The 24,841-nt window shown below is 62.1% G+C and carries 25 protein-coding genes; 17 read left to right on the forward strand and 8 right to left on the reverse strand.

What is annotated here, in order from left to right; all coding sequences use genetic code 11:
* Window positions 1-286: 286 nt before the first annotated feature.
* The 6 genes from RLEG4DRAFT_RS28985 to RLEG4DRAFT_RS29010 all read left to right on the forward strand — a co-directional run bounded on the left by RLEG4DRAFT_RS28985 (window position 287) and on the right by RLEG4DRAFT_RS29010 (window position 5,377).
* Window positions 287-1,111 carry a glycosyltransferase gene (locus tag RLEG4DRAFT_RS28985; protein WP_003582119.1) on the forward strand — a complete coding sequence of 275 codons (825 nt, stop codon included), beginning with the start codon at window positions 287-289 and terminating at the stop codon, window positions 1,109-1,111.
* A complete protein-coding gene (locus tag RLEG4DRAFT_RS28990) occupies window positions 1,108-2,025 on the forward strand; it encodes an NAD-dependent epimerase/dehydratase family protein (RefSeq protein WP_003582121.1) in 918 nt (305 codons plus the stop codon). The genes RLEG4DRAFT_RS28985 and RLEG4DRAFT_RS28990 overlap by 4 nt, the downstream gene beginning before the upstream one ends.
* Before the next feature lie 55 nt (window positions 2,026-2,080).
* On the forward strand, window positions 2,081-2,788 hold the full coding sequence (locus RLEG4DRAFT_RS28995; RefSeq protein WP_003582123.1) for a hypothetical protein: 708 nt from the start codon (window positions 2,081-2,083) through the stop codon (window positions 2,786-2,788).
* Window positions 2,789-2,901: 113 nt separating this feature from the next.
* Window positions 2,902-3,489 carry a 5-formyltetrahydrofolate cyclo-ligase gene (locus RLEG4DRAFT_RS29000; protein WP_003582124.1) on the forward strand — a complete coding sequence of 196 codons (588 nt, stop codon included), beginning with the start codon at window positions 2,902-2,904 and terminating at the stop codon, window positions 3,487-3,489.
* A 3-nt stretch (window positions 3,490-3,492) separates the two neighbouring features.
* Window positions 3,493-4,317 carry a TIGR00282 family metallophosphoesterase gene (locus RLEG4DRAFT_RS29005; protein ID WP_003582125.1) on the forward strand — a complete coding sequence of 275 codons (825 nt, stop codon included), beginning with the start codon at window positions 3,493-3,495 and terminating at the stop codon, window positions 4,315-4,317.
* 214 nt (window positions 4,318-4,531) lie between these two features.
* Window positions 4,532-5,377 carry an MBL fold metallo-hydrolase gene (locus tag RLEG4DRAFT_RS29010; RefSeq protein ID WP_003582126.1) on the forward strand — a complete coding sequence of 282 codons (846 nt, stop codon included), beginning with the start codon at window positions 4,532-4,534 and terminating at the stop codon, window positions 5,375-5,377.
* A gap of 30 nt (window positions 5,378-5,407) precedes the next feature.
* Here RLEG4DRAFT_RS29010 and RLEG4DRAFT_RS29015 read toward each other — a convergent pair whose 3' ends face one another.
* Window positions 5,408-5,911, reverse strand: coding sequence for a pyridoxamine 5'-phosphate oxidase family protein (locus tag RLEG4DRAFT_RS29015; protein ID WP_003582127.1), 504 nt, complete (start codon window positions 5,909-5,911; stop codon window positions 5,408-5,410).
* Between the two features lie 136 nt (window positions 5,912-6,047).
* Between RLEG4DRAFT_RS29015 and RLEG4DRAFT_RS29020 the strand changes: the two genes are divergently transcribed.
* Window positions 6,048-6,482: a DUF6636 domain-containing protein gene (locus tag RLEG4DRAFT_RS29020; protein WP_003582128.1), complete on the forward strand. Its 435-nt coding sequence runs from the start codon at window positions 6,048-6,050 to the stop codon at window positions 6,480-6,482.
* 117 nt (window positions 6,483-6,599) lie between these two features.
* The gene (locus RLEG4DRAFT_RS29025; RefSeq protein WP_003582129.1) at window positions 6,600-7,346 is read left to right on the forward strand and encodes a YebC/PmpR family DNA-binding transcriptional regulator; all 747 of its coding nucleotides are present in this window, start codon (window positions 6,600-6,602) and stop codon (window positions 7,344-7,346) included.
* A gap of 86 nt (window positions 7,347-7,432) precedes the next feature.
* Here the strand turns inward: RLEG4DRAFT_RS29025 and RLEG4DRAFT_RS29030 are convergent, their stop codons facing one another.
* Window positions 7,433-8,434 carry an LLM class flavin-dependent oxidoreductase gene (locus tag RLEG4DRAFT_RS29030; RefSeq protein ID WP_003582130.1) on the reverse strand — a complete coding sequence of 334 codons (1,002 nt, stop codon included), beginning with the start codon at window positions 8,432-8,434 and terminating at the stop codon, window positions 7,433-7,435.
* 126 nt (window positions 8,435-8,560) lie between these two features.
* Window positions 8,561-10,876, reverse strand: coding sequence for a methyl-accepting chemotaxis protein (locus RLEG4DRAFT_RS29035; RefSeq protein ID WP_003582131.1), 2,316 nt, complete (start codon window positions 10,874-10,876; stop codon window positions 8,561-8,563).
* Window positions 10,877-11,119: 243 nt separating this feature from the next.
* Here RLEG4DRAFT_RS29035 and ruvC point away from each other — a divergent pair, with 243 nt between their 5' ends.
* From ruvC to RLEG4DRAFT_RS29075, 8 genes are all read left to right on the forward strand, one after another.
* Complete coding sequence (gene ruvC / locus RLEG4DRAFT_RS29040) at window positions 11,120-11,629, forward strand: crossover junction endodeoxyribonuclease RuvC (RefSeq protein ID WP_003582134.1); 510 nt, start codon at window positions 11,120-11,122, stop codon at window positions 11,627-11,629.
* A 57-nt stretch (window positions 11,630-11,686) separates the two neighbouring features.
* Window positions 11,687-11,938, forward strand: a complete 252-nt coding sequence (locus RLEG4DRAFT_RS29045; RefSeq protein WP_003566365.1) for an AbrB/MazE/SpoVT family DNA-binding domain-containing protein — start codon at window positions 11,687-11,689, stop codon at window positions 11,936-11,938.
* Complete coding sequence (locus tag RLEG4DRAFT_RS29050) at window positions 11,938-12,351, forward strand: type II toxin-antitoxin system VapC family toxin (protein ID WP_003582136.1); 414 nt, start codon at window positions 11,938-11,940, stop codon at window positions 12,349-12,351. The genes RLEG4DRAFT_RS29045 and RLEG4DRAFT_RS29050 overlap by 1 nt, the downstream gene beginning before the upstream one ends.
* Window positions 12,352-12,364: 13 nt before the next feature.
* Entirely contained in the window at window positions 12,365-12,979 is a 615-nt protein-coding gene (ruvA, locus tag RLEG4DRAFT_RS29055; RefSeq protein ID WP_003582137.1) for a Holliday junction branch migration protein RuvA, read from the forward strand.
* Between the two features lie 82 nt (window positions 12,980-13,061).
* Window positions 13,062-14,102 (forward strand): Holliday junction branch migration DNA helicase RuvB, encoded by a 1,041-nt coding sequence (ruvB, locus tag RLEG4DRAFT_RS29060; protein ID WP_003582138.1) that lies wholly within the window; start codon window positions 13,062-13,064, stop codon window positions 14,100-14,102.
* On the forward strand, window positions 14,103-15,005 hold the full coding sequence (locus tag RLEG4DRAFT_RS29065) for a metallophosphoesterase (RefSeq protein ID WP_003582139.1): 903 nt from the start codon (window positions 14,103-14,105) through the stop codon (window positions 15,003-15,005).
* A gap of 7 nt (window positions 15,006-15,012) precedes the next feature.
* Window positions 15,013-15,522 (forward strand): NUDIX hydrolase, encoded by a 510-nt coding sequence (locus RLEG4DRAFT_RS29070; protein ID WP_003582140.1) that lies wholly within the window; start codon window positions 15,013-15,015, stop codon window positions 15,520-15,522.
* A 94-nt stretch (window positions 15,523-15,616) separates the two neighbouring features.
* The gene (locus RLEG4DRAFT_RS29075) at window positions 15,617-16,180 is read left to right on the forward strand and encodes a DinB family protein (protein ID WP_003582141.1); all 564 of its coding nucleotides are present in this window, start codon (window positions 15,617-15,619) and stop codon (window positions 16,178-16,180) included.
* Window positions 16,181-16,240: 60 nt separating this feature from the next.
* Here the strand turns inward: RLEG4DRAFT_RS29075 and RLEG4DRAFT_RS29080 are convergent, their stop codons facing one another.
* Together RLEG4DRAFT_RS29080 and mprF are read right to left on the reverse strand one after the other, a co-directional pair.
* Window positions 16,241-17,623 (reverse strand): virulence factor family protein, encoded by a 1,383-nt coding sequence (locus RLEG4DRAFT_RS29080; protein ID WP_003582142.1) that lies wholly within the window; start codon window positions 17,621-17,623, stop codon window positions 16,241-16,243.
* Window positions 17,620-20,223 carry a bifunctional lysylphosphatidylglycerol flippase/synthetase MprF gene (gene mprF, locus RLEG4DRAFT_RS29085; RefSeq protein WP_003582144.1) on the reverse strand — a complete coding sequence of 868 codons (2,604 nt, stop codon included), beginning with the start codon at window positions 20,221-20,223 and terminating at the stop codon, window positions 17,620-17,622. Before mprF ends, RLEG4DRAFT_RS29080 begins: the two co-directional genes overlap by 4 nt.
* Window positions 20,224-20,459: 236 nt before the next feature.
* Between mprF and RLEG4DRAFT_RS29090 the strand changes: the two genes are divergently transcribed.
* The gene (locus RLEG4DRAFT_RS29090) at window positions 20,460-20,837 is read left to right on the forward strand and encodes a DoxX family protein (RefSeq protein WP_003582145.1); all 378 of its coding nucleotides are present in this window, start codon (window positions 20,460-20,462) and stop codon (window positions 20,835-20,837) included.
* Between the two features lie 6 nt (window positions 20,838-20,843).
* On the opposite strand, the gene RLEG4DRAFT_RS29095 is transcribed toward RLEG4DRAFT_RS29090, so the two are convergent.
* The 3 genes from RLEG4DRAFT_RS29095 to RLEG4DRAFT_RS29105 form a co-directional block, all read right to left on the reverse strand.
* Window positions 20,844-22,958, reverse strand: a complete 2,115-nt coding sequence (locus RLEG4DRAFT_RS29095) for a mechanosensitive ion channel family protein (RefSeq protein ID WP_003582146.1) — start codon at window positions 22,956-22,958, stop codon at window positions 20,844-20,846.
* A gap of 169 nt (window positions 22,959-23,127) precedes the next feature.
* The gene (gnd, locus tag RLEG4DRAFT_RS29100) at window positions 23,128-24,159 is read right to left on the reverse strand and encodes a phosphogluconate dehydrogenase (NAD(+)-dependent, decarboxylating) (RefSeq protein ID WP_003582148.1); all 1,032 of its coding nucleotides are present in this window, start codon (window positions 24,157-24,159) and stop codon (window positions 23,128-23,130) included.
* 137 nt (window positions 24,160-24,296) lie between these two features.
* The gene (locus tag RLEG4DRAFT_RS29105; RefSeq protein ID WP_003582150.1) at window positions 24,297-24,779 is read right to left on the reverse strand and encodes an SRPBCC domain-containing protein; all 483 of its coding nucleotides are present in this window, start codon (window positions 24,777-24,779) and stop codon (window positions 24,297-24,299) included.
* Window positions 24,780-24,841 lie beyond the last annotated feature (62 nt).

Consider the following 24,841-nt stretch of genomic DNA (forward strand, 5'->3'; position numbering starts at 1 on the left):
GCCCAACCATGGGGCGGCATCTCATTTGGACTCGTCAAAGCGGGAGGCTCGCAGCTTGCTCCCTCTTCTCCCCAGCGGGGAGAAGGTGGCCCGAAGGGTCGGATGAGGGGGCCACACGGTACGCCATTCATTGCTCTTCGCTCGCGCTCAGCGCATTCGCTCCTTGCGTCGCTCACCCCCTCAACCGCCTGCCGGCACCTTCTCCCCGCTGGGGAGAAGAGACGGGTAGCAACGCCTTGCCGACTCTCCTTCGCCAGAGCAAGATTTATCGGGGCAGTCAAACCCGATGAACCGCTCGCCCGTATTCGCCTACGTCACCCTCGTCACCAATGCCGACTACGCCATGGGCGCCACCGCCCTCGCCCGCTCGCTTCGCCGCACCGCCACCAGCGCCGACATCGTCGTCCTCCACACCGGCGGCGTCGACGCAGCCGCCCTCGCGCCTCTCGAAGCGCTCGGTTGCCGGCTGATCGAGGTCGCGCACCTGCCGCTGTCCGCCGCCTTCAACGAGCGCCATGCGCGTGGCCAGCTCCATTCGGCTGCCCCCTTCACCAAGGGCCGCAAGCCGGATTTCCATTCGCCGCTCGACAATTTCTGCAAGCTCAGGCTGTGGCAGCTCGTCGAATACGAGCGCTGCGTCTTCATCGATGCCGATGCGCTGGTGCTGAAGAACGTCGACAGGCTCTTCCTCTACCCGGAATTTTCCGCCGCCCCCAACGTCTATGAAAGCCTCGCCGATTTCCGCCGCATGAACTCCGGAGTCTTCGTCGCCAAGCCCTCGCAAGACACATTCCGGCACATGCTCGAAAGGCTCGACAGGCCGGACGCGTTCTGGCGCCGCACCGACCAGACCTTTCTCGAGACGTTCTTCCCGGATTGGCACGGCCTGCCGGTTTATTTCAACATGCTGCAATATGTATGGTTCACCATGCCGGAGCTTTGGGACTGGAACAGCGTTTCGATCCTGCATTACCAGTATGAAAAACCGTGGGAGAAAGATCATCCCAAGGCAGCGCGACTACAACCTTTGATCGATTTGTGGCACCGTTTCCACGATGGCCGCGATGTGCCCGAGATCGCGACGCAGGACAATCCGGAAGGGGCAACATGAAGGTACTGGTATCCGGCGGAACAGGTCTCGTCGGCCGCTATGTCGTCGAGGAACTGCTGACCGCCGGCTATCAGGTGATCGTCGGCGGACGCCGTGCGCCACATCCGCGCCTCTTCTCCCGCCCGGTCGAGTTCGCAGCTCTTTCGCTCGATCCCGACAAGGACCAGATCGATATATTCGACGACGCCTATTTCTTCGTCCATGCCGCCTTCAACCATGTGCCGGGCAAATACCGCGGCGGCGAGGGCGACGATCCGAAGACCTTCCACAAGTTGAACCTCGACGGCACCGTCCGGCTTTTCGAAGCCGCCAAACGCGCCGGCACGCGCCGCTGCATCTTCCTCTCCAGCCGCGCCGCATATGGTCAACATCCCGAAGGAACCGAACTCACGGAAACGATGCTGGCCGAGCCAGAAACGCTCTACGGCCAGGTCAAGCTCGATGCCGAACGTGCACTTACCCATCTCTCCACCCCGGGATTTGCCGGCGTCAGCCTGAGGGCGACCGGCATCTACGGCGATCTCTCGCCGAACAAATGGGACGGTCTCATCGCCGATTACCTCGCCGGTCGGCCGGTGGTTTCGCGCGCGGGAACGGAGCTTCACGGGCGCGACCTCGGGCGTGCGGTACGGCTGATGCTGGAGACGGAAAGCACCCGGATCTCCGGCGAGGTCTTCAACGTCTCGGACATATCGGTCGACACGCGCGATATCCTTTCACCCATCGGGCGCGAGACCGGATGTCGGCACCTGCTGCCGCCCGCCGCCGACAAGGCAGCGCTCAATCCCATGAGCACGGCGAAAATCCGCGCGCTCGGCTGGATGCCGGGCGGCGCGCCGTTGTTTGAGGAGACGATGCAACAGCTCGCCGCGACGCTGGCGGCAGCCCCACAACACAGGTCCACGCAAGTCTGACCTTGCAAGATGCGCCGAAAAGCAATCGAGGCCCCGAACTGTCGGGGGATTGTCCATGCAGGTCGCAACCACGTCTGCCTCCGTCATCTTGCGCGCCACGTCCTCAGCAGCGGGGATATCTGCCGCCGGAAGCGAGACTGATCAGGGGGTGCTGAAGCTGCAGCGCAGCACCCAGACGCTGCAGCAGATGCGGCAGACTTTGGCGAATTCCGGGGACGAGGCCAAGACGAAGGCGCAACGCAAGCTCGACGAGGCAAAGCAGCAATTGGAGATGCTTCGCAGCTCCAATATGCCGCCCGAGGTGGTCGCCCGTCTGGCCGCCGAACTGGCGCGCAAGCTCGGCACCGCCGCCTCGGAATTCACATCATCAGTCGCAACCGGCAGCTCGGCCGCGGTCGCCGCCGTGGATGCAACCACGGATCCAACCGCGGCCGCAACGAGCGGCGCCGATGCTGCGCTGACGGATACTTCAGGAGAAACCGGAACCGCCGCGACCGGCTTGCAGGAACCGGACGCCGCCACCAACGCCCGCAAGGCCTATCAGAGCGTCGCCGAGGATGCCCCGAAATTCTCGAACATCTCGGCCGATGATCGGGAAACGATGGAAGAATTCAAGGCGGTCGTGCGGGAACTCAAGCAATTGCTCGAAAAGGCGATGCACGACCTGCGGCAGCAGAACCGGCAAGCCGGGGCGAACGCCGGTCCTGATATGGCAGCCTTCTCCATCGTCACCGCGACAATACCGACAAGCATCGTCGTCTGACCTTCGGCCGAATCCCGCGGCGTGAAACGGGCGCAGCGCTGTCGCATCCGGCATTTGCATCGGACACCCAGCCGTCTATGCTCGCTCGAACTTTTCCAAATCCGGCGGATCGAATGACCGTGAAAGAACTGAAAGCGCAACTGCGCAACGAACGACTGTCGGCACGCGACGCCATTTCTCCCGAGAACCGCGCCTCCAAAAGTCTTGCGATGGCCGATCATGCCGGCGAGGCAGTGGGCTTTGCGCTGGGCACAATTGTCTCCGGCTTCCTGCCGATCCGTTCGGAAGCCGATCTCAGGCCGCTGATGGCGCGCTTTGCCGTGCGCGGTGCGCGGCTCTGCGTGCCGGCGATCCTTGATCGACAGACCATCGTCTTTCGCGAACTGGCGGACGGAGCGCCGCTTGTCGATACCGGTTTCGGCACGGTCGGCCCTGGTGCGGATGCCGCCATTCTCGATCCGGAAATCATGCTGGTGCCGCTTTCAGCCTTCGATATCAGAGGCCACCGCATTGGCTATGGCGCCGGCCACTACGACCGCGCCATCAGCCGGCTAAGGCAAAAAGGCCTGCATCCGAAGCTGATCGGCATTGCATTCGACTGCCAGGAAGTGGCACATGTGCCCGACGAGCCGCACGACATAAGCCTGGATGCCATCCTGACAGAAAGCGGCCTGCGCTTTTTTGCCTCTTGGATTGGATAGGGAATGCGGCTGCTTTTTCTGGGTGACATGGTCGGCAAGACGGGACGCACAGCGGTCTGGGACCGCCTTCCCGGCCTGATCTCCGACCTCAAGCTCGATTTCGTCGTCGTCAACGGCGAGAATGCCGCCGGCGGCTTCGGCATCACCGAAGACATCTTTCTGGAAACGATCAATGCCGGCGCCGATGTGGTGACGACGGGCAATCACGTCTGGGATCAGAAGGAAGCCGTGGCTTTTGCCGGGCGCCACGATCAATTCCTGCGACCGGCCAACTATCCGCAAGGCACGCCCGGCCGCGGCTCCGGCCTGTTCTATGCCAGGAACGGTGCGCGTGTGCTCGTCGCCAACGTCATGGGCCGGGTCTTCATGCATCCGGAGCTCGACGATCCCTTCAAATCGGCCGAGGTGATCCTGGACGCCTGCCCGCTGAAGGAGCAGGCCGATGCGATCATTTTCGATTTCCACGCTGAAGCGACCAGCGAAAAGCAGTGCTTCGGCCATTTCGTCGACGGCCGCGCCAGTTTCGTCGTCGGCACCCACACGCATGTGCCAACGGCCGACGCGCAGATCCTGAACGGCGGCACCGCCTATATGTCGGATGCCGGCATGTGCGGCGATTACGATTCCTCCCTCGGCATGGACAAGGAAGAGCCGCTCAACCGCTTCATCTCCAAGATGCCGAAGGGCCGCATGGAAGCAGCAAACGGCCCCGCGACGATCTGCGGCGTCGGCGTGGAGATTTCCGATGCCACGGGATTGGCCGAAAAGATCGCGCCGCTCCGGCTCGGACCGCGGCTGGCCGAGACGGTGCCGGAGTTCTGGCGCTAGCTAATGCATGTTGCCCGGAAGTGTGAAGCGGCTCCGGGAAGGCCACACGCATAAAAACAAAGAGCTGAAGCGTTGCGTGAATCACATTTGATGCGACACGCTTCAGCCCCACCTGCGCAACACGCGATTGTGAGCATCCCTAGTCTGGACCGCTGCGACCTCATGCCGCATCCTCCCGCCGCCAATTCAAAATGATGGAGTGCCGGAGGGTGGCATGAAGCCGCAATATTTTGTCCTCGCTATCGCATGCCTTGCGGCCTTCGCCGCGCCGGCTCCCGCCGGAGCACAGAACCAGCGAACGCCCGTCAGCCAGTGCCAGGCAATCGCGCAGAATGTCCCCAAGGTAACCTTCGCAAGCTTTTCCGGCACGGCCCCATTGGTGCCTGCCGTCTCCGAGGGCGAGGACGTCAAACTGACTTTTCTCGGCCATTCCACCTTCGAGATCGAAACTCCTGGCGGCATCGTCATCGCGACGGACTATAACGGCTGGTACAGGCCGGCGACGATGCCGGATGTGGTGACCATGAACAAGGCGCACACGAGCCATTTCACCTTGGCGCCCGATCCTGAAATCAAGCATGTGCTGCATGGCTGGAGCGATGTTCCGGGCGAGAAGGCCGAAATCAAACTCGTCGTCGGCGATGCCTATATCCGCAATGTCGCGACGGACATCCGCTTCAGCTACGGCCTCGGCGGCTCGCAGGAGAACGGTAATTCCATCTTCATTTTCGAAATCGCCGGCCTCTGCATCGGCCATCTCGGCCACCTGCATTACGAGCTGACGGATACCCATTACGCCGAGATCGGCCGCCTCGACATCGTCATGGTCCCGGTCGATGGCGGCCTGACCATGGGCGCCGACAGCATGAGCCGCGTCATCAAGCGGCTACGCTCGTCGTTGATTCTGCCGATGCATCGGCGCGGCCCGCCGGTCGAGGCCTTCGTCTCGATGTTCGGCAAGGATTTCGACGTCGCCAATGCGCCGGATGACAGCATCACCGTCTCCATGCGCACGCTGCCGAAAAAGCCGTTGATCTACGTGCTGATGGGTGTGCAGTAAAAAGGCCAGGTTACATCAGGGCCTTGCGCATCAGGCAAACTGCAGATGGCGCCTGATGCCGATATCCGGCGTCTTGTCGTCGTCGAGATTGGCCTTGGCGATCTCCCACCCGAATTTCAGGCTATTGCCGGTAGAGACCCAGATCTCGGCATCGTCGACATGCAGGGAAAGCATGGTGAGCCTTGGATCCTTCTTGCCGCCGTCATACCAGGCCGCGACGATCGAATTCCAGTATTCCTCGATCTTCGAAGGGTCAGGGCGCACTTCGATCACACCGGCAAGGCAGGCGTGATAGTCGTGATCCTTGCCGATGACGCAGAAATGCGCGCGGCTGCCCGGCTTTATGCCGCGCACAATATCGGCATCGGTCTTGGTATAGAACCAGATCGTGTTGGTGGTGGGATCGGCATGCGGCGCCATCGGCTGCATGTGCATGTCCAGCCCGGAAATTCCGAGCATGCCGGCATGAACATCGTTGACCTGATCCCAGAGCTGACGTGCTGGCTGTTCCTGCGCCTCGCTGAGACTTGCCATGACCGTTCCTTTCCGTTGGGGTGGAGTTCGGTTGAAACGTCATCCTCCTGCCTTTGTTCCGTTCGGAAGCAGCGACGACGCCGGCTTTTCACCGCAAGGGAATATGCGATAGTGCGCCCGACCGGAGAGGATCATAATGCGAACGCGACATTCGATTCTTGCTTTGATATTTTGCGTAACCTTTGCGCCCACAGGCCTTGCGGCGGAAAAGACCTTCAAGCCCGACGAAAACGGTCAGATCGTCTTTGTCACGCCCACAAGAAATATAGGCTGCGTCTATACCCCAAAGGGCGGCGTGGAAATGTATGTTCCCGAAGACGGCGGGCCGGAGCTTGCCTGCGATCGTATCGAACCGCTCTACGTCCGCCTCATCCTGGGGGCGAGCGGCAAGGCCTATATCTTCAAGATGGTCGGCGACACTGCCTGCTGCAGCGACGAGCATGTGCTCGACTATGGCGAGAACTGGAGGGGCGGCCCCTATTCCTGCACTTCCGGCACGGAAGGGATACGGTGCCGACGCCAGGACGGACATGGTTTCTTCGCTAGCCGCAAGCGGCTGACGGTTGATTGAGACAGGCGGCAGCACTCGTGCATCATGCAGCAAATCCACCGCTTTTCCCTTGAACGGGTGCCGTTTCGCTCTTATAAGGCGGCCCATTCCGAACAATGAGACGTGGACAGGGATGCCATGGCTGGCCATTCACAGTTTAAAAACATCATGCACCGCAAGGGCCGCCAGGATGCGGTGCGGTCGAAAATGTTCTCCAAGCTTGCACGCGAAATTACCGTAGCCGCCAAGGCCGGCTTGCCCGACCCGATGATGAATGCCCGTCTTCGCCTGGCGATCCAGAACGCCAAGGCCCAGTCCATGCCGAAAGACAATATCGACCGCGCTATCAAGAAGGCAGCTGGCGCCGACGGCGAAAACTACGACGAAGTCCGCTATGAGGGTTACGGCCCCGGCGGCACGGCGATCATCGTCGAGGCCCTCACCGACAATCGCAACCGCACCGCTTCCAACGTCCGTTCGATCTTCACCAAGGCCGGCGGCGCTCTTGGCGAAACTGGTTCCGTTTCCTTCTCCTTCGACCATGTCGGAGAAATCACCTACAAGCTTTCCGTTGGCGACGCCGACAAGGTGATGGAAGCCGCGATCGAAGCCGGCGCTGACGATGTCGAGACCGACGAAGAGGGCCACTACATCACCTGCGGCTTCGAAGCGCTCGGCGAGGTCTCGAAAGCCCTGGAATCCGGCCTCGGAGAAGCCGAAACCGTCAAGGCCGTCTGGCGCGCCCAGAACAATGTGCCGGTCGATGAGGAAAAGGCCCAGTCGCTGATGAAGCTCATCGACAGCCTGGAAGACGATGACGACGTCCAGAACGTCTATTCCAACTTCGAGGTCTCCGAAGAAGTGCTGGCGAAGCTTTCGGCCTGATTTTTCAGGCAGTCACCCATGAAAAACCCGGCGGCGATGCCGGGTTTTTTCTGTGGGATGCTCAACGGTCGAGAGCGTGCGCCCCCCTATGCGGCGGCCCGCATAAAACTTCCCAATCCCGCAAACAGTTCCACCGACCGTAGCCGCGCCTCGATGTCATGGATCGGCATCGAGATGATCACCTCGTCGGCCTGCGTTTCCTCGAGAAACGCCGTCAGTTTCGCCTCCGCCGTCTGCGGCGACCCCACCACGGCGTAACGCAGCGTGTGTTCGACGTTCATCTTTTCCATCGGCGACCAGAAATTTTCCATATCGGCCACCGGGCGCGGGAACGGGCCGCGGACATTGCGGCGCAGATTGACGAACTGCTGCTCGGCGGAGGTGAAATGATAGCGCGCCTCCTCGTCCGTCGCCGCCACCGCGCCCATGACCCCGACCATCACATAGGGCTTGTCGAGTGTCGCCGAGGGCTGGAAGCGGTCGCGGTAGATCGCGATCGCATCGAGCAGCATGTCGGGCGCGAAATGTGAGGCGAAGGCATAGGGAAGCCCAAGCATGGCGGCGAGCTGGGCGCTGTAGAGGCTGGAGCCGAGTAGCCAGATCGGGATATGCGATGAATTGCCGGGAACGGCAAGGATCGCCTGGTTCTCGACCGGTGTGTCGAGGAGCTGCTGCAGTTCCACCACGTCGTTCGGAAAGCTGTTGGCGCCGGCCTCGAGGTTGCGCCGCAGCGCCTGTGCCGTGCGCATGTCCGTTCCCGGCGCGCGCCCGAGGCCGAGATCGACACGGCCGGGGAAAAGGGCCTCCAGCGTGCCGAATTGCTCGGCAATGACGAGCGGCGAATGATTGGGCAGCATGATACCGCCTGAGCCGATGCGGATGCGCGTTGTCGCCGCCCCGACATGACCGATGACGACAGCGGTGGCCGCACTGGCGATCCCTGGCATGCCGTGATGTTCGGCGAGCCAGAAGCGCTTGTAACCGAATTCCTCGGCCTTACGCGCCATCCGCGCCGAACTGTCGAGCGACTGGCGGATACTGCTGCCGTCGGCAACGGGGGAAAGGTCGAGTATGGAGAAGGGAACCATGGGAAACCTGCCGGCCAGTTGAAGGATGCAGCCTATGTAGGTTCGCGCTTGCACCATTCCAAACCGAGCGCGCAAAGAAAAAGGGCCGCGCGAACGCGACCCTTTTTGCAATACTGCAGGCGGTGGCTACCGGTGACGGCGCAGCACATGCACCTCGGCGCTGGGCTGGTGATGGCCGGGGGGCAGCGTGAAATTGCCGAGCTGGCGGTCCATTTCCAGGGCTTCCGTCGCCAGCCGGTGGATCGCCGCCGTTGTCTCCTCGACCATCGAGGCATTCTGCTGCGTCATCGCGTCGAGTTCGGCCACGGCGCTGTTGATCTCCCGCAGCGTATCGGCTTCCTCGCGAGTCGCACCCATGATGTCGTGGATCTGTCCGTTGATCGCCTCGACATGGGCGCCGATGCCGTTCAGCGCAACGCCGGCCCTTTCCACCAGCGACACGCCGCTTTCGACCTCATGCGTCGATTTCTGCAGCAGGCTGGAGATCTCCTTGGCCGCGCTCGATGAGCGCTGGGCGAGTTCGCGCACTTCCATGGCGACGACGGCGAAGCCTTTGCCGGATTCACCGGCGCGCGCTGCCTCGACGCCGGCATTGAGCGCCAGGAGGTTCGTCTGGAAGGCGATTTCGTCGATGACCGAGATGATCGTGTTGATCTGGCGTGAAGAGGTCTGGATCGCCTCCATCGCCGCGATCGTCTCGCGCATGATCTGGCCGGAGCCGGTCGTCTCCTTCTTGGCGTCGCGGGCGATGCGCTCGGCCTGTTCGGCCCGCTCGATCTGCCGGCGGACGGACTGGGTGATGGCGCTGATCGCATTCGCCGTCTCGGTGATCGAGCCGGCCTGGCGCTCGGTGCGGCCGGCAAGCTCGTCGGCGCCGGTGCGCATCTCCTCGGAGCCGGCGCGCACCGCCATCGAGTTGCCGCCGATGGCCGTCATGGTTTCGCTCAGCGTCGCCAGTGCCTCGTTGAAATTGATGCGCAGGCTTTCGAGCTCGTTCGGGAAGCGCGTATCGATCTGATAGGCAAGATCGCCGCTCGCCAGATGATGCAGGCCTTCGTCGATCGCTTCGACCACCTGCTGCAACGTCTTCGCCTCGGCCTCGCGTTCGGCCAGATTCTGCTGGCGATCCTGCTCGGCCTGCAGGCGCGTCTCTTCGCTGACGGCTTCGAGTTCACGGCTTTCGATCAGCGACTGGCGGAAGCGGGCGAGTGCATTCGCCATCGTGCCGATCTCGTCCTTGCGGCTCAGGCTGCCGATCTCGCTGTCGAGCTTGCCGTCGGCAACGTCGCGGGTGACCCCGGCAAGCCGCGCAAGCGGCGAGAACAGGAGATTGGTGACGAGGCCGGTGGCGATCGCCATGACGATGAGCACGCCGATGCCGATCATCGTCAGCAGAGTGGCGATCTCGATCGAGCCGGCATTGAGTTCGCTGAGCAGCACGCTCTCGACCACCAGGAAACGGTCGCCGCGATAGTCGATGCCGCGGACATAGGCGCGGGCCGGCCCGTCCGCCCGGCTGAAATCGGCAACCGTCATCGCCGAACTGGCAAGTGCATCCTTGATGAAGGTGAAGGGGGTCGCATCGAGCGTCGCAAGCCTGCCGTTCGCGTCGAGCCCGACGGCGGAGCCGTCGCCGGAGACGATCGCCGCCCGCGCCGTGCTGTTCTGGACGATGCCTTTGGCGAGGATGCTGGTGACGATGTCGTCGCGCACCTTGAAGAGGATGATGCCCTTGGTCGCGCCGAGCTTGACGATCGGCACGGCATAGAAGATCGCCGATGTGCCGTTGGCGGCATCGACGCGAACGCCGGAGAAACCTGTCGGTGCGGCATCATCCGTCGCCTTGGCGGTATTCTCGAGTGCCTTGGCGAAAGCGATACCGGCGCCGCTTGCCTTCCAGGTGTCCGTTTTCAGGTTTTCGGCGAAGTCGTCCTGCTTCTTGTAGGAATAGAGGACGGTGCCGTCGAGATCGGCGATCAGCAGATCGCTGAAGGCGGTATCTGCGAGGTCGCGGGCCACTTCGCCCTGCGTCTTCTCGTGGTTCGAATAATAGAAGCCGCTCGGCCCTTCCGGCTTCATCAGTTTCTCGCGCTGGTCGGCCGGGTTGGGATTGCCCGATATGAAAACCTTCTTCAACTCGGCGCGGGCATCGCCGGAGGTCTTCTCGATCGTCTTCCAACCGCTTTTCAGGCTGGTGATCGACATCTGCAGCGCCTCGATGCGCGCAATCGACGTCGCCTGGTTTTCAAGCTGCGTCAGCTGGTCCTGCAGCATGTCGCCGCGAAAGATCAGCACGCTCTCCTTGGCTTTCAGCGCCTGCTCGTCGGAGATCCGGCTGCTGGCGAAATAGGCAAGCACGTCGATCACCGCGATCGACAGCACCGTCAGCAGAATGAATGTGGCAATGACCTTGAAGGACAGGGATTGAAATCTCTGTGCCATGTACGACGAACCCCTTCTGAACACGCCTGCCGGCGCGGGCACGCAGCGCATGCCTGATCGACTGATCTTAAACAGAACATCGGGGGGCTTATCTCGTTGCGACACGAGACCCCCTTCGTATTTGACACTAGAATTCAAGCATCTGTTTTAATTCGCGGTAAATGGCGCGGCCGAAAACCATCAGTGTTTTTGTTTTGTTCACATATCGATGGCAGTTATTTCGCAATCGCTATAGGTTGAACCATGCAAAATACGATTCGCATTATCGGCATCGACCCCGGCCTTCGCCGCACCGGCTGGGGAATCATCGACACGCTGGGCAATTCCCTCCGATTTGTGGCCTCCGGAACCGTGACTTCCGATGGAGAGATGGACCTTGCCTCCCGCCTCTGCCAGCTGCATGACGGCCTGGCGGAGGTCGTCCACGCTTACAAGCCGGACCAAGCCGCCGTCGAACAGACCTTCGTCAACAAGGATGCGGTGGCGACCCTGAAGCTTGGCCAGGCGCGTGGCATCGCCATGCTGGTGCCGGCGCGCGCCGGGTTGCAGGTTTCCGAATATGCTCCGAACGCCGTGAAGAAGGCCGTCATCGGCGTCGGCCACGGCGAAAAACACCAGATCCACTTGATGTTGAAGATCCTGATGCCAAAAGTCGAATTCAAGGGCGACGACGCCGCCGACGCCCTGGCGATCGCCATCTGCCATGCCCATAATCGCGGCAGCAACCGGATGCGCCAGGCGCTGGCCGGCTAATGCGTTCTTGACTTGTTCTTTCAGTAAGGATAATTCTTACTTCGAAGGAGCAGCAAGATGCGCGTCACGTCCAAGGGCCAAGTCACCATTCCTCGCGATCTCAGAGAGCTTGCAGGCATCGAGGCCAACAGCGAGGTCATCTTCTCGATCGAGAACGGTAAGCTCGTTCTCTCGCCGAAGAACGGCAAGCAGGAGATCGAGGATCGGGGTCGGCTGGACCGTTTCCTACAGACGATCCGTCGTCTCGAAGGAACCGGCGATCAGGCGATCGATGCCGAAGACCTCATGTCGATGACCCGCGACCGCTGATGGCGACGCTTGTCGATACAAACATACTCGTCGATCTGGCTGTGACTGGTTCGGACTGGCATGGGTGGTCGCGTCGGAAAATGCTCGACGTCTTCAGAGATGGGCCGGTGCTGATAAACCCGATCATCTATTCCGAATTTTCCGTTCGCTACGACGATATGGATGAAGTTGACCAACTGCTTCCGCAGGATGAATTTCGCCGCGAGAACCTGCCCTGGCCGGCTGCATTTGCCGCAGCTCAAGCCTTCCGGCTTTACCGTCGTGCCGGCGGAGAAAGCGAACGGATACTACCCGACTTCCTCATCGGCGCCCATGCGGCGATCAGGGGCTACACAATTCTGACCCGCGATCCCAGCGGATACCGCTCCTATTTCCCCTCCGTGGAACTTATCACGCCCGAAACCCACCCTTGAGAGACCGCGACCCATGATCGGCAAGCTGAAAGGCACCATAGACGAGATCGGCGAAGACTATGTGCTCGTCGATGTGCACGGCGTCTGCTACGTCGCCCATTGCTCGGCCCGCACCCTGTCCAAGCTCGGTTCGGCCGGCGAGGCCTGCGTGCTGTTCATCGAGACCTATGTGCGCGAGGATCAGTTGAAGCTCTTCGGCTTCATGACCGCATTGGAGCGGGAATGGTTCAACCTGCTCCAGAGCGTCCAGGGCGTCGGCGCCAAGGTGGCGCTTGCCGTGCTCTCGACGCTGACGCCGGCCGAACTCGCCAATGCGATCGCCCTGCAGGACCGCGCCGCCGTCTCCCGCGCGCCGGGCGTCGGTCCGAAAGTGGCGATGCGCCTCGTCACCGAACTCAAGAACCGGGCGCCGGCCTTTGCCGGAGAAGCGATCAATATCGCCCTCAAACAGGAACTCGGCGAAGGCGTCGCCGCCGCACCGGTTGCCGACGCGGTTTCCGCACTGACCAACCTCGGCTACAGCAGAGACCAGGCGGCGAATGCTGTCGCCGCGGCGATGAAGACGGCCGGCGATGGTGCCGACAGCGCCAAGCTGATCAGGCTAGGATTGAAAGAACTGGCGCGGTGAAGGCTCGAAAACCGATGATTGAATGTCGAAACAGCCGACTTTTGGTGTATTGCTGTGACAGGTTTCAAAACGGAATGAGAGCATGAGTGAACCCGCCCGCCTGATATCGCCGGAAAAGCGGGGCGAAGATCTAGATCTCACCCTGCGCCCGCAATCGCTGGACGAATTCACCGGCCAGGCGGAAGCCCGCGCCAACCTGAAGGTCTTCATCGAGGCGGCGAAGAACCGCGGCGAGGCGTTGGATCATGTGCTCTTCGTCGGTCCGCCCGGCCTCGGCAAGACGACACTGGCGCAAATCATGGCGAAGGAACTCGGCGTCAATTTCCGCTCGACGTCAGGCCCGGTCATTGCCAAGGCCGGTGACCTTGCCGCCCTGCTCACCAATCTCGAAGAGCGCGACGTGCTCTTCATCGACGAGATCCATCGCCTCAATCCCGCCGTCGAGGAAATCCTCTATCCGGCCATGGAGGATTTCCAGCTCGACCTGATCATCGGCGAAGGCCCTGCCGCGCGCTCGGTGAAGATCGACCTGTCGAAATTCACCCTGGTGGCGGCCACCACGCGTCTCGGCCTGCTGACGACGCCGCTGCGTGACCGCTTCGGCATCCCGGTGCGCCTGAGCTTCTATACCGTCGAGGAGTTGGAACTGATCGTGCGCCGCGGTGCCCGGCTGATGAACCTGCCGATGACCGAAGAGGGCGCACGCGAGATCGCAAGGCGCGCCCGCGGCACTCCGCGCATCGCCGGCCGGCTGTTGCGGCGCGTGCGCGATTTCGCCGAGGTGGCAAGGGCCGAGGCTGTCACCCGCGAGATCGCCGACGAGGCGCTGACCCGCCTGCTGGTCGACAATGTCGGCTTCGACCAACTCGACAAACGTTACCTCAACATGATCGCCGTCAACTTCGGCGGCGGCCCGGTCGGCATCGAGACCATCGCCGCCGGCCTTTCCGAGCCGCGCGACGCGATCGAAGACATTATTGAGCCCTACATGATCCAGCAGGGTTTCATTCAGCGCACGCCACGCGGCCGTGTTCTGACCGCAATCGCGTGGAAACATCTCGGAATGCAACCGCCCAAGGAAATGGAGGCTGCGCAGTTCCGGCTGTTCCAGGAGGACAACTGAGTGATCACCCGCCGCGGATTTTTCAAGGTTCTTGGCGGCGGTATCGTAGGCGTCATGTCGCTTGGTGGTTACGCCTTCGCTTACGAACCGCTGGCGCGGCTCGGCATCGCCCGCTACAGGCTGACGCCGCCGGGATGGACACCAGGGCTGAAGCTCCGCATCGTCGCACTCGCCGATATCCATGCCTGCGAACCGTGGATGTCGGCAAGCCGCATTGCCTCGATCTGCCACAGGGCCAATGAACTCGAAGGCGATGTCACCGTCCTGCTCGGCGATTACGCCGCCGGCATGAACATGGTGACGCAATATGTGCATTCGAGCCAATGGTCGAAGGCGCTGGCCACCCTGCAGGCCCCTCTCGGCGTCCATGCGATCATGGGCAACCATGATTGGTGGGAGGACAGGACTGCCCAGCAGAATGGCGGAATGGAAACCTTCGGGCACCGGGCTCTCGCCGACGTCGGAATCCCGGTCTACGGCAACCGCGCCGTCCGGCTCGAAAAAGACGGCCGCGGCTTCTGGCTCGCAGGCCTCGAAGATCAGCTGGCGCTGCTGCCCGGCAGGAAGTGGGGCCGTACGCGCATGCTCGGCCTCGACGATCTCGATGGAACGCTGGCTCAGGTGGCCGACGATGCGCCCGTCATCCTGCTTGCCCATGAACCCGATATCTTTCCGCGCGTGCCCGAGCGCGTCTCGCTGACGCTGTCGGGCCACACCCATGGCGGACAGATTCGCTTTCTCGGCCGTTCGCCGATCGTCCCCTCGCGTTACGGCAACCGCTACGCCTATGGCCATATTGTCGAGGAGGGGCGTAATCTTATCGTCTCCGGCGGTCTCGGCTGCTCCATCGCACCGGTGCGCTTCGGCGTGCCGCCGGAAATCGTCGTGATCGATCTTGGATAGGAATGACATGGCCAAGCGCACTCTCATCCGCCTGACCGCGGGCGCTGAGCGTTTCAACTATCGCATCGCCGGCCTCGGTTTCCGCGACGGTCACGTGCTCGTACATCGCGCCATACACGAGCCCTTCTGGACCTTTCCGGGCGGCAGGGCGGAAATCGGCGAGACGTCGGAAGAGACGCTGAAACGAGAGATGGTGGAGGAATTGGGCGTCGAGGTCACCGTCTCCCGCCTGCTCTGGGTCGTCGAGAACTTTTTCCATTACGAGCAGCGCGACTGGCATGAACTCGGCTTCTATTATCTGATGGACATACCGCCGGAATTCCCCTTCGGGCCACACGAAATCATCCATCGCGTCGAGGACGGCGACAACCATCTCGAATTCAAATGGGTGCTTGCGACGCGCCAAGCCCTGACCGCGCTCGACATTCCGCCCTATTTCATTGCCAATGAAATCGAGACACTGCCCGCGGTACCCCGTCATCTCGTCTGGCGCGACGGCAATCTCGATAACGACTGATGTAAGCACGTCTACAGCGCCGCGTGTCTTTTCAGATGCGCAAAGGACGCTGTAACACTTTCAATCCTCGCACGTGCGAAGAGGAGATGCGCCGATGCCGACCTTTGATCCCGTCAGGTCATTTCGCAAGCTCTCCTATAACAACGCCCTTGCCAACCACCGTCTGCTTCAAGCCTGCGCGGCATTGCAGCCCGGCGAATTCGAAGCGCCGCGCACCAGCTTCTTCCCCTCGATCAAGGGAACCCTGAACCACATCATCACGGTCGACTGGTTCTATGTCGATGGCCTGGAAGGCGGCACGCTCGGATTCCAGGCCTTCGAGGTCGACGAACCCTTCGACGATATTTTATCGCTGGCGCAAGCGCAGGCCAAAGTCGATCAGCGCCTGACGGCGCTTTGCGAGGCCCTGACGCCGGAGAGGCTCACCTCGACCGTCAGACTCCATCGCGGCCCCCGCATCCAGGAAGAGCGGATGGACGACGTGCTCGCCCACCTCTTCCAGCACCAGACCCATCATCGCGGCCAGGTGCATGCGATGCTCTCCGGCACCAGTGTCGCTCCGCCGCAGCTCGACGAATTCATCGTCACCGACGACGCCAGGTTTCGCGGCGAAGAACTCGCCGAACTCGGTTGGAGCGAAGAAACGCTGATGCGCTAAAGCTCCTTTGTAACGCATGTCGTTGTCGCAAAACCGCTGCACACATTTGCGCGACATACTTTAATTCTGCAGCCGCTTTTTCAGCCCGTCGATGATCGTCTTGGTGAGAAGATCATAATTCTCGTCGAAGTGATGGTCGCCGGGCAGTTCGACAACCTCGGCGCCGCTCTCCTTCACCGCCGGACAGGCGACATCGTCATCGTCGTCCTTGCCGTAGATGCATTGCACGAGTTTCGGATCGATATTCTTCAGATCGGCGACCGGATCGCCTCCAGCCCCTTCCGTCTTCTGGCCGAGCCAGCCGAGAACGGAGATGACGTAATCGACCTGGTGCGAGAGCGACAGCAGCGACAATTGCGCCACCGCCGACTTTTCGGCTGGTTTGAGGAGCTGATAGGTGGCGGGCACGACGTCGGCGCCGAAGGAATAGCCGACGAGCAGCACATGCTTCACCTTCCACTGCTTGCGGTAGAAATCGATGATCTTCGAAAGATCGGCGGCGGTCTCCTCCGGCTTGCGCTCCGACCAGAAATAGTGAAGCGAATCGACGCCGACGACCGGAATGCCTTCCTTCTGCAGCGTGGCGCCGACCTCCTTGTCGATGTCCCGCCAGCCGCCGTCGCCGGAATAGATCACCGCCATCGTATCGAGGGCGGGGGTCGCCTCGAGGATCGCCAACGGCAGTCCGAGCGGATTGCCGAAGGCGCCGGAGGCGGTAACGAGATCGTCGAGCGTATCGCCAAACACCGTCTGCGCATCGTCGGTGGAATCGCGGATCTCGATCGCAGCATGGATCTTCTTCAGCGCTTCGGCATGCGCCCTGCCATCCTTGTCGGCCTTCGGCGTGAAGACGGTGACGATCGGATCCGGCAGAGCGCCGTCGCTGAGGCCATACATGATGCGTTGGCCGACGACCTTCTTGGACGCCGGCGTGCAAAGCTCCTTGGCCAGCGGAATGCCGGCGACCGGATCGACGGCGAGCGTCTGGCCGATCGTCGCATCCGGCGTCTGGGCGGCGATCGCCAGTGCCAGTGCCCCGCCCTCGCCGATGCCGGCGACGATCGGCAGGTGATAGGCGTTGTTGCCGGTCGCACGCTGCACCTGCTGGCTCAGCGATTCGATGTCCGAGACCATGTAGAGGCAGCCGTCATTGAGGCTAACATCGTAGCGGCTGAGCGCCTCGATATAGGAGGGAAAGTCGACGCCGATGACGACGGCGCCTTCGGCGACCAGCCTGTCGGCCTCGGCTTTCTCAAAGTCGCCCCAGCCGGCGGCATCCGATATCAGCATCACGGTGCCCTTCACCTCCCCTTCCGGCAGGAAGATATGCGGCGACGGGATGAGCCCGCTTTCGAAGCTCTGCGTGGTTTCCTCGGCGGCATTAGACGGTGCGACCGCGAGCATGCAAGCGCACGCCGTGGCAAGAAGGATTGTCTTGATCATTTTCTCACTACCCCTTTCAATCCGCCCCCGATCAGTAATGTCGCGTCCATCAACGCGATCATCGGATTGCCCCCTCCGGATACCGCAAGATAACGCGGTTGCCAGTGCGGATGAAACTTGGATTTGAATGCCCGAAGGCCTTTGAAGTTGTAGAAGCGCTCGCCGTGTTCGAACACCGTGCTGCCGATGCGGTCCCAGACGGGCGCCGCCTCGCGTTTCGACATGCCGGAGAGGGGCGCCATGCCGAGATTGAAGTGAGTGAAACCCTGACCGCGCAGATATTCCATGATCTGCACGAAGAGAAAGTCCATCGAGCCTTTCGGCGCATCCGGTGAGAAACGCATGAGATCGATCGTACCCTCCTCCCTGGACTCGGTGACCAGGATATTGGCGAAGGCAACGATCCTGCCGTCCTTTTTGAGGATGCCGACCGGCTGCGAGGAGACGTAATCGGCATCGAAGGCGCCGAGCGAAAAACCCTTTTCCTTGGCGTTGTGATGCTCGAGCCAGGCCGTGGAAACGGCGGCGAGATCATCGATGACCGAGGGCACTTGCTCCGGTTCGACGACGGCAAATTCCAGCCCGTCGCGCTGGGCGCGGCTCGCGGTCTGGCGAAGGTTCGCCCATTTACCGCCCTTCATTTCGAAGGTTCCAAGATCGGTCACCGCCAGCTCGCCCAACTTGAAGGCGCGGAGGCCGGCATCGGCGCAATGGGAAAGCAGCGACGGCGAGATCTGATAGAACACGGCCCGGCAGCCGGCGGCACGCGCCGCTTCGACGAAACGCCAGACGAGTTCCTGCACGGCGCGATGTTCGCCGACCGGGTCGAACAGCGCGATCCAGGACCGGCCCTGCCGGCCGTACATGATGAAGGCGTCACCCTTTTCCGAAAACATGATGCTCTTGTCGCCCATGCGCACCAGATTGGCGTCGGCATTGCCCTGCTTGCCGACGATCTCGACGGCACGCGTCAGCGCCTCGTCCGTCGCCGGTTCCGGCCGGAAAGTCGCCGGCCGGAGCAGGCTGAAGATGGCGATCGCCGACGAGATAATGGTGATGCCGAGCACGGCGCGTAAGCCCCGCGGCGCTTCGGCGGTGAACTCGAACTGCCACCAGAGCTGGTTGCTATATTCGACATCGCGATAGACGAAGAGCAGGATGACGACGGCGCCGACGACGATGACGGCGATCGCCATCAGCCAGGACGCCGTCAGCGCCTGATTGAGCAGCGAGGCATGGCGGGTAAAGAGCCGCCGGCTGACGAAGAGCCCGAAGATGAGGAAGGCGAGAAAGGCGGCTTCGACGAGCGCAATCGCCTTCAACAGCGACAAGGTCAGCGCCGCAACTGCCGAGAACACCGCCACCCACCAGGCGCCGTCGAGCCGCTGGCCGAGGCCGCGCGCAGCAACGACGAGCGCGAGCCCAAGCAGGCTGGAAAGGAAATGCGCGCCTTCGACCATCGGCAGCGGCAGATAGTTGGAGAGGAATTCGAGGTTCTGGTCCGGTGTCGGCGTGACGCTCGAAAAGATCAGCATGACGCCGAGCAGCAGGGCGAGAGCCGACAGCAGCTGCGGCATCAACCTTCCGCCGATGCGCCGCACGCTGGAGGCGGCCGGATGGTCGACGAAACGGCGCAGCTCCGCCGCCGAGACGGCGAGCACGGCGAGCAGCAGCGGCAGCACATGGTAGATCAGCCGGTAGAGCACCAGCGATCCGAGCACGGCATCGATGTTCACGGCGCTGCCGAGCGAGGCGATGATCACGGTCTCGAACACGCCGAGCCCGGCCGGAACGTGGCTGAGCACGCCGAGACCGACGGCGATCGCATAGACGGCAAGGAAGACCGGCCAGCCGATCGCCGTCTGCGGCAGCAGCACGTAGAGCACGGACGCCGAGGCAGCAATATCGAAGGCGGTGACGAGGAACTGCCGCGACCAGGTGCGCGAATCCGGCAGGCGGATTGCCACGGGGCCGAGATCAAGCACGCGCCCGTCACGGCCGATGATCATCACTGCGCCCAGAATGGCAACGATCGAACCGGCGATCAACCGCAGCAGGAAGGCGCTGACGCCGATCAGCGGGCCGATCTCATCGGCGATGATGATGAGGGCGATCGCCCCGACCCCCGCAAGCCCGAGACCGAAGGACAGCGTGACGAAGGCGATGATGCGGCCGATATCCTCCGGCGAGAGCCCGAGGCGCGTATAGGCGCGGTAGCGGATCGCGCCGCCCGAAAGCGCACCGAAACCGGCGGTATTGCCGACCGCATAGGCGCTGAACGCCGTCAGCGCCACATGCGGAAAGGGCAGCTTCTTGCCGATATATTCTATGGCGTTGAGATCGTAAAAGACCAGCGAGAGGAAACTAAGTGCGGTGAAGAACAGCGCAAGCAGGATGGCGCTCGGCCTGGTGGCCGCCAGCGCATCGACGACATCGTCATAGCGCACCTCGTTGGTGAGCTGCATGATCGCATAGCCGACGAGGCAGAAGACCACGAGTGTCGCCGCCGCTGTCAGCGGTGTCCTGTAACGTCTGAATAAACCGCGAAAAGAAAATCGCTCCGCGTCTTCCATCTCTTTCAAATTGTCGTGGCCCGACATCTCTTATCCTGCTGCAATTGCCAGCTCGGCGGGAATCATTTTTGAAAGACGTAACATGAGAGGCATGCAAGCTCTATGAAGACATGCCGCCGCAACCCCAGCCCGCCGCTTGGGCCTCCATCACTCTCAATTGGGGCGAATTTGCGCAGGCGAGCGTATCGGCGCATTGCATTTTCGTAAGCTTCGGACGAGCTTTATCCGCGACGGCGATTTGAGAAGCAGGAGAACGGTTCGATATGAACGATGGTGCAGCCCTGATGATGATCGTCCTCGGCCGCCTTTTGCTGGGCGGCCTCTATGTCGCTGGCGGCATTCATCATTTTTTCGTCATCGTGCCGCTGACCGACGCGATCGAAGCCCGCGGCATCCCTTTGGCGAAATGGGTGCTGCTCTCCGGCAGCATGTTCCAGATCGTTGCCGGCACCTTGTTGATGATGGGTCTCTTCGTCACGGCAGCGGCATTCGGTCTCATCGTCTTCACCCTTGCCGCCACGGTCATGCTGCTGAATTTCTGGGATATGCAGGGAACGGCCCGCGAAAGCGCGATCAATACCTGGAAAACCAATATGGCGATCATCGGCGGCCTGCTGATGACAGCCGCCGGCGCGATGTGAGAACGCTTATGCCGCCGGCTCGCCATTGGCCCGCGCATGGGCGGCGTAGCGCGCCACGGCAGCATCGACCTCCGCGTCGCGATCACCCGCCACCTGCACCGTCGGCACAGCGAATTCGATGCCATTTTCCTTGAAGGCATTGCGGATCATCGCCAGCGCATTGCGGCGGATGACGAATTGCTCGCCGGGCTTTGTCATCATCGACAGCCGGATTTCGATCGCGAATTCGCCGAACTGCTCGACACCCTTCATCTTCAGCGTTTCGATGATATGCGGGCCGAATTCCGGATTGTCGAGCAGCGTTTGGCCGATCTGCTTGATCACCTTCTTCGCCTTGACGAGATCGGTGTCGTATTTGACGTTGAGGCTGATCTTGTCGATCGTCCAGTCGCGGTTGAGGTTTTTCACCGCGCCGAGTTCGCCGAACGGTACCGTCGTCAGCGGCCCGCGATGATGCCTGAGCTTCACCGAGCGTAGGCTGAAAGCCTCGACCACACCCTTGTGGCTGCCGCTTTCGATATATTCGCCGATACGGAAAGCATCGTCCCAGAGATAGAACATGCCGCTGATGACGTCCTTGACGATCGTCTGCGCGCCGAAACCGACCGCGACGCCGACGACGCCGGCGCCGGCGATCAGCGGCCCGATCTCGATGCCGAGGCCGGAAAGCACCATCAAAACGGCGATGACGGCGATGACGACGGCCAGGATATTCCGGAAGATCGGAAGCAGCGTCTGCATCCGGGCGCGTTTGGCCTTCTCCTCATCCGTCGCGCCCCCGTCGAGCGGCGAGTCGAGCAGCTTTCCGTCGATAAAGGCTCTGACGACGTGCCAAAGCAGATCGGCAGCAAGCAGGATGACAATGCCGCCGATGACCCCGCGGGCGATCTTGTCGACCATGGTGTCGCCGGCAGCCATCGTATCGGCGCCGACGCCGAGCATACGCCCGAGCCAGACGGCGGCAACGGCAATGATCAGCGCCCGCACACCGCGGTCGAGCAGCACGGTCGCAATTCGGCGCGTGGCAAGGAAGCTCGCTTCGGTCTGCTGCAGCGATTTCACCGCAAGCGTCGAAACGGCAAGCACGCGCGGCAGCAGCAGCACGTAGATGCCGAGCCAGAGCAGCCAGTTGAAACCTGCGACCCAAAGGCTCCAGAGCAACAGGAAATAAACGGTCAGCGCCCAGGAGGTCCCGTGACCGCGCTTCTCGTCCTTGTGCGGCCGCGACCAGACCGCTTCGATCGCAATCAGCAGCAGGCCGATACCGAGGATGTAGCCGACGAGGAGCCGCGCACTCGGGGAATAGCCAAGCGGCTCCATCGACTGGATCGCCGCCCAACCAAGCATGAAATAGATGACGAAGGTCGCGCAGCGGCGGTACCAGAAGAGCGCAACGGCACGCTCCGGCATGGTGGGAGCGGAGATGCCCTGCCGTTCTTCCTCGGTCCGCGCCAGCCCAATAAGATCGACCAGCACGCCGCCGAGGCAGATCGTGAAGCGTTGGACGATGAGCGCGACAACGCAGACAATCGCGATGCTCTGGCTGAGCGGCGGCCAGCCGAGGCTGAGAAGCGCAAGCACGGTTGCCGCCGCGAAGATCAGCGCCGGGATGACCCGCGGGGCCAGATGCATGCCGGCCATCTCGGCCAGCCGACGACGGCGGCGGCGGAAGGCATAACGGGCAATGCTCTCGACAATCGCGCCGAGCAGGAAGATGGCCAAGAACTGCGCCGCCATGCGCGGCCAGCCGTTCGCGGCGATTTCACCGAAGAACAGCGATGACGCATTGCTGATCTGAAAGGGCAGCGTCATCGCCGCATCTGAGACCATCGAGACGTGTCGGCGGGCATGCTGCAGCAGGCCTGACAGCACCGACATCTGATCGGCAGCCGCGGAACCGCCCGCCGGTGCCGTCGCCATCTGAGTTGACATCCACTGCTTGACTTCGGGCGTCTGCATGAGTTGCATCATCTCACGCACCTGCGCCGGCGGAGCCGCCGCGGCCGGAACTTGCGCCGGCGATGTCTGGGCAAAGCTTGGCGAGATCACCCCAAGAAGCACGACGAGTGCCAGTATCCCCGAAATGGCGGCCTTCAAGACCCCTGCCCCGTCACGCTCCATCACCGCCTCCAATGGAGTGTCGGCCGCTTGGACGAAGCAGCCCCGACATTTCCCGTTCGGCAATGGATACTCGCGACCGCTGCCGCCAGCAAGCGGTAGAAATCCCATACCGATGGCTAGGAAGGTTGAGGCGCCTCCCTGCCTGGAAGGCGCCGAAAGCCTCCGGCCTTCAAGATTTCGCAGCCGGCTTTTCCACGTGGCCGCCGAAGCCCGCACGCATCGCCGACAAGACCTTATTGGCGAATTCGTCATTGTCGCGCGAGGAGAAGCGACCGTAGAGCGCAGCACTCAGCACCGGCGTCGGCACGCTTTCATCGATTGCCGCCATGATCGTCCAGCGGCCTTCGCCGCTGTCGGAGACGCGGCCGGCATATTTCGACAGTGCCGGATCGGCATGCAGCGCATCGGCCGTCAGATCGAGCAGCCAGGAGGTGATGACGCTGCCTCGGCGCCAGACTTCGGAGACGTCCTGCAGATTGAAGTCGTATTGGAAATGTTCGGGATGTGCGAGCGGCGCGGTTTCCGCATCTGCCACATGCGAAGCAGCGCCGATGTTGGCGTGTTTCAGGATATTGAGACCTTCGGCATAGGCGGCCATCAGGCCGTATTCGATACCGTTATGTACCATCTTGACGAAATGGCCGGCGCCATGCGGGCCGCAATGCAGGTATCCCTGTTCGGCGGTGCTCGCCGCAGCCGCTTCCGCAGTCCGGTTCGGCGAGGCTTCCGTCGTGCCGGCGCCGGGGGCCAGCGTCGCGAAAATCGGCGAAAGGTGCTGAACGGTACCCTTTTCACCGCCGATCATCAGGCAGTAGCCGCGCTCCAGGCCGAAGACCCCGCCGCTGGTGCCGACGTCGACATAATGAATGCCCTTGGTGATGAGTTCGGCGCCGCGGCGGATATCGTCGTGGTAATAGGAGTTGCCGCCGTCGATGACGATATCGCCGTTCTCCAGCAGCGGCACCAGGCTCGCCAGCACCTTGTCGACGATTGCCGCCGGCAGCATCAGCCAGATGGCGCGCGGATGGCTGAGTTTCGAGACGAATTCCTCGAGCGAAGCACTGCCGGTCGCGCCGAGGCCGGCGAGCTCGGCAACGCTTTCCGGCCTGGCGTCGTAGACCACGCATTCGTGACCGCCGCGCATCAGCCGCTGGACCATGTAATTGCCCATGCGGCCCAAACCAATCATGCCAAGCTGCATAATGAAATCTCCTGGAAATCGAGATGAAGTATCGAATCCGGAAATTAGCACCCGCAGTGTGACAGGCAAGCGAAGTCTCGCCCCTATCGGCAGATGCGACGATTGCGCCGTCGATCCGCCTGGGACAGACGCACTCGTCAGATATCAGGCGCGCTGGCCGGCTCTCCCTTCATTTCGCTGAGGAACATTCCCTCGCGCAGATTGATTCCATATTCGACGAAGGCCTTCATGCTGCAAAGCATCTGCGTCCAGCCCTCGCAGTTGAGATAGGTGCCGCGCCGGCCGGCATCGTCGTCGCGCCAACCGGTCTCGGCGATGGTCACCAGCGTACCGCCATCCTCCAGCGGCTTGAAGTTCATCTCCACCTGCGTCTTGTATCTGGTCTCGTCCTCGGCGGCCCCGCCGTCCCAGCTGAGCACGATGCGGCTTTCCGGCACGAGTTCGACCACCTCGACCGCCGCATCCTTCCACCAGGTCACCGTCGTGCCCTGGACGAGCGGCGCGCTCGCCCCGCCGATCGTGGTGAAATAGCTGCTGAGTTTCTTCGGGTTGACGACGGCGTCGAATACCTCGGCGACGGGACGGCCAATACGGCCGGAAACGCGGATTCCGAGAGACATGGTACTTCTCCTCTTCTCCATTGTGTCTGTTTCCATTGTACTCGGCGCCATTATGTTATAAA

This window comes from Rhizobium leguminosarum bv. trifolii WSM2297 (assembly GCF_000271845.1).

Excerpts from the sequence above, each read along its gene's own strand:
- RLEG4DRAFT_RS29025 (WP_003582129.1), top strand. The coding sequence starts at position 6,600 with ATGGCTGGCCATTCACAGTTTAAAAACATCATGCACCGCAAGGGCCGC.
- ruvB (WP_003582138.1), top strand. The coding sequence starts at position 13,062 with ATGAGTGAACCCGCCCGCCTGATATCGCCGGAAAAGCGGGGCGAAGAT.
- ruvA (WP_003582137.1), top strand. The coding sequence starts at position 12,365 with ATGATCGGCAAGCTGAAAGGCACCATAGACGAGATCGGCGAAGACTAT.
- RLEG4DRAFT_RS28990 (WP_003582121.1), top strand. The coding sequence starts at position 1,108 with ATGAAGGTACTGGTATCCGGCGGAACAGGTCTCGTCGGCCGCTATGTC.
- RLEG4DRAFT_RS29035 (WP_003582131.1), bottom strand. The coding sequence starts at position 10,876 with ATGGCACAGAGATTTCAATCCCTGTCCTTCAAGGTCATTGCCACATTC.
- ruvC (WP_003582134.1), top strand. The coding sequence starts at position 11,120 with ATGCAAAATACGATTCGCATTATCGGCATCGACCCCGGCCTTCGCCGC.
- RLEG4DRAFT_RS29075 (WP_003582141.1), top strand. The coding sequence starts at position 15,617 with ATGCCGACCTTTGATCCCGTCAGGTCATTTCGCAAGCTCTCCTATAAC.
- RLEG4DRAFT_RS29045 (WP_003566365.1), top strand. The coding sequence starts at position 11,687 with ATGCGCGTCACGTCCAAGGGCCAAGTCACCATTCCTCGCGATCTCAGA.
- RLEG4DRAFT_RS29090 (WP_003582145.1), top strand. The coding sequence starts at position 20,460 with ATGAACGATGGTGCAGCCCTGATGATGATCGTCCTCGGCCGCCTTTTG.
- RLEG4DRAFT_RS28985 (WP_003582119.1), top strand. The coding sequence starts at position 287 with ATGAACCGCTCGCCCGTATTCGCCTACGTCACCCTCGTCACCAATGCC.
- RLEG4DRAFT_RS29010 (WP_003582126.1), top strand. The coding sequence starts at position 4,532 with ATGAAGCCGCAATATTTTGTCCTCGCTATCGCATGCCTTGCGGCCTTC.
- RLEG4DRAFT_RS29005 (WP_003582125.1), top strand. The coding sequence starts at position 3,493 with ATGCGGCTGCTTTTTCTGGGTGACATGGTCGGCAAGACGGGACGCACA.
- RLEG4DRAFT_RS29015 (WP_003582127.1), bottom strand. The coding sequence starts at position 5,911 with ATGGCAAGTCTCAGCGAGGCGCAGGAACAGCCAGCACGTCAGCTCTGG.
- RLEG4DRAFT_RS29080 (WP_003582142.1), bottom strand. The coding sequence starts at position 17,623 with ATGATCAAGACAATCCTTCTTGCCACGGCGTGCGCTTGCATGCTCGCG.
- RLEG4DRAFT_RS29095 (WP_003582146.1), bottom strand. The coding sequence starts at position 22,958 with ATGGAGCGTGACGGGGCAGGGGTCTTGAAGGCCGCCATTTCGGGGATA.
- RLEG4DRAFT_RS28995 (WP_003582123.1), top strand. The coding sequence starts at position 2,081 with ATGCAGGTCGCAACCACGTCTGCCTCCGTCATCTTGCGCGCCACGTCC.
- gnd (WP_003582148.1), bottom strand. The coding sequence starts at position 24,159 with ATGCAGCTTGGCATGATTGGTTTGGGCCGCATGGGCAATTACATGGTC.
- RLEG4DRAFT_RS29030 (WP_003582130.1), bottom strand. The coding sequence starts at position 8,434 with ATGGTTCCCTTCTCCATACTCGACCTTTCCCCCGTTGCCGACGGCAGC.
- mprF (WP_003582144.1), bottom strand. The coding sequence starts at position 20,223 with ATGTCGGGCCACGACAATTTGAAAGAGATGGAAGACGCGGAGCGATTT.
- RLEG4DRAFT_RS29105 (WP_003582150.1), bottom strand. The coding sequence starts at position 24,779 with ATGTCTCTCGGAATCCGCGTTTCCGGCCGTATTGGCCGTCCCGTCGCC.
- RLEG4DRAFT_RS29000 (WP_003582124.1), top strand. The coding sequence starts at position 2,902 with ATGACCGTGAAAGAACTGAAAGCGCAACTGCGCAACGAACGACTGTCG.
- RLEG4DRAFT_RS29070 (WP_003582140.1), top strand. The coding sequence starts at position 15,013 with ATGGCCAAGCGCACTCTCATCCGCCTGACCGCGGGCGCTGAGCGTTTC.
- RLEG4DRAFT_RS29020 (WP_003582128.1), top strand. The coding sequence starts at position 6,048 with ATGCGAACGCGACATTCGATTCTTGCTTTGATATTTTGCGTAACCTTT.
- RLEG4DRAFT_RS29050 (WP_003582136.1), top strand. The coding sequence starts at position 11,938 with ATGGCGACGCTTGTCGATACAAACATACTCGTCGATCTGGCTGTGACT.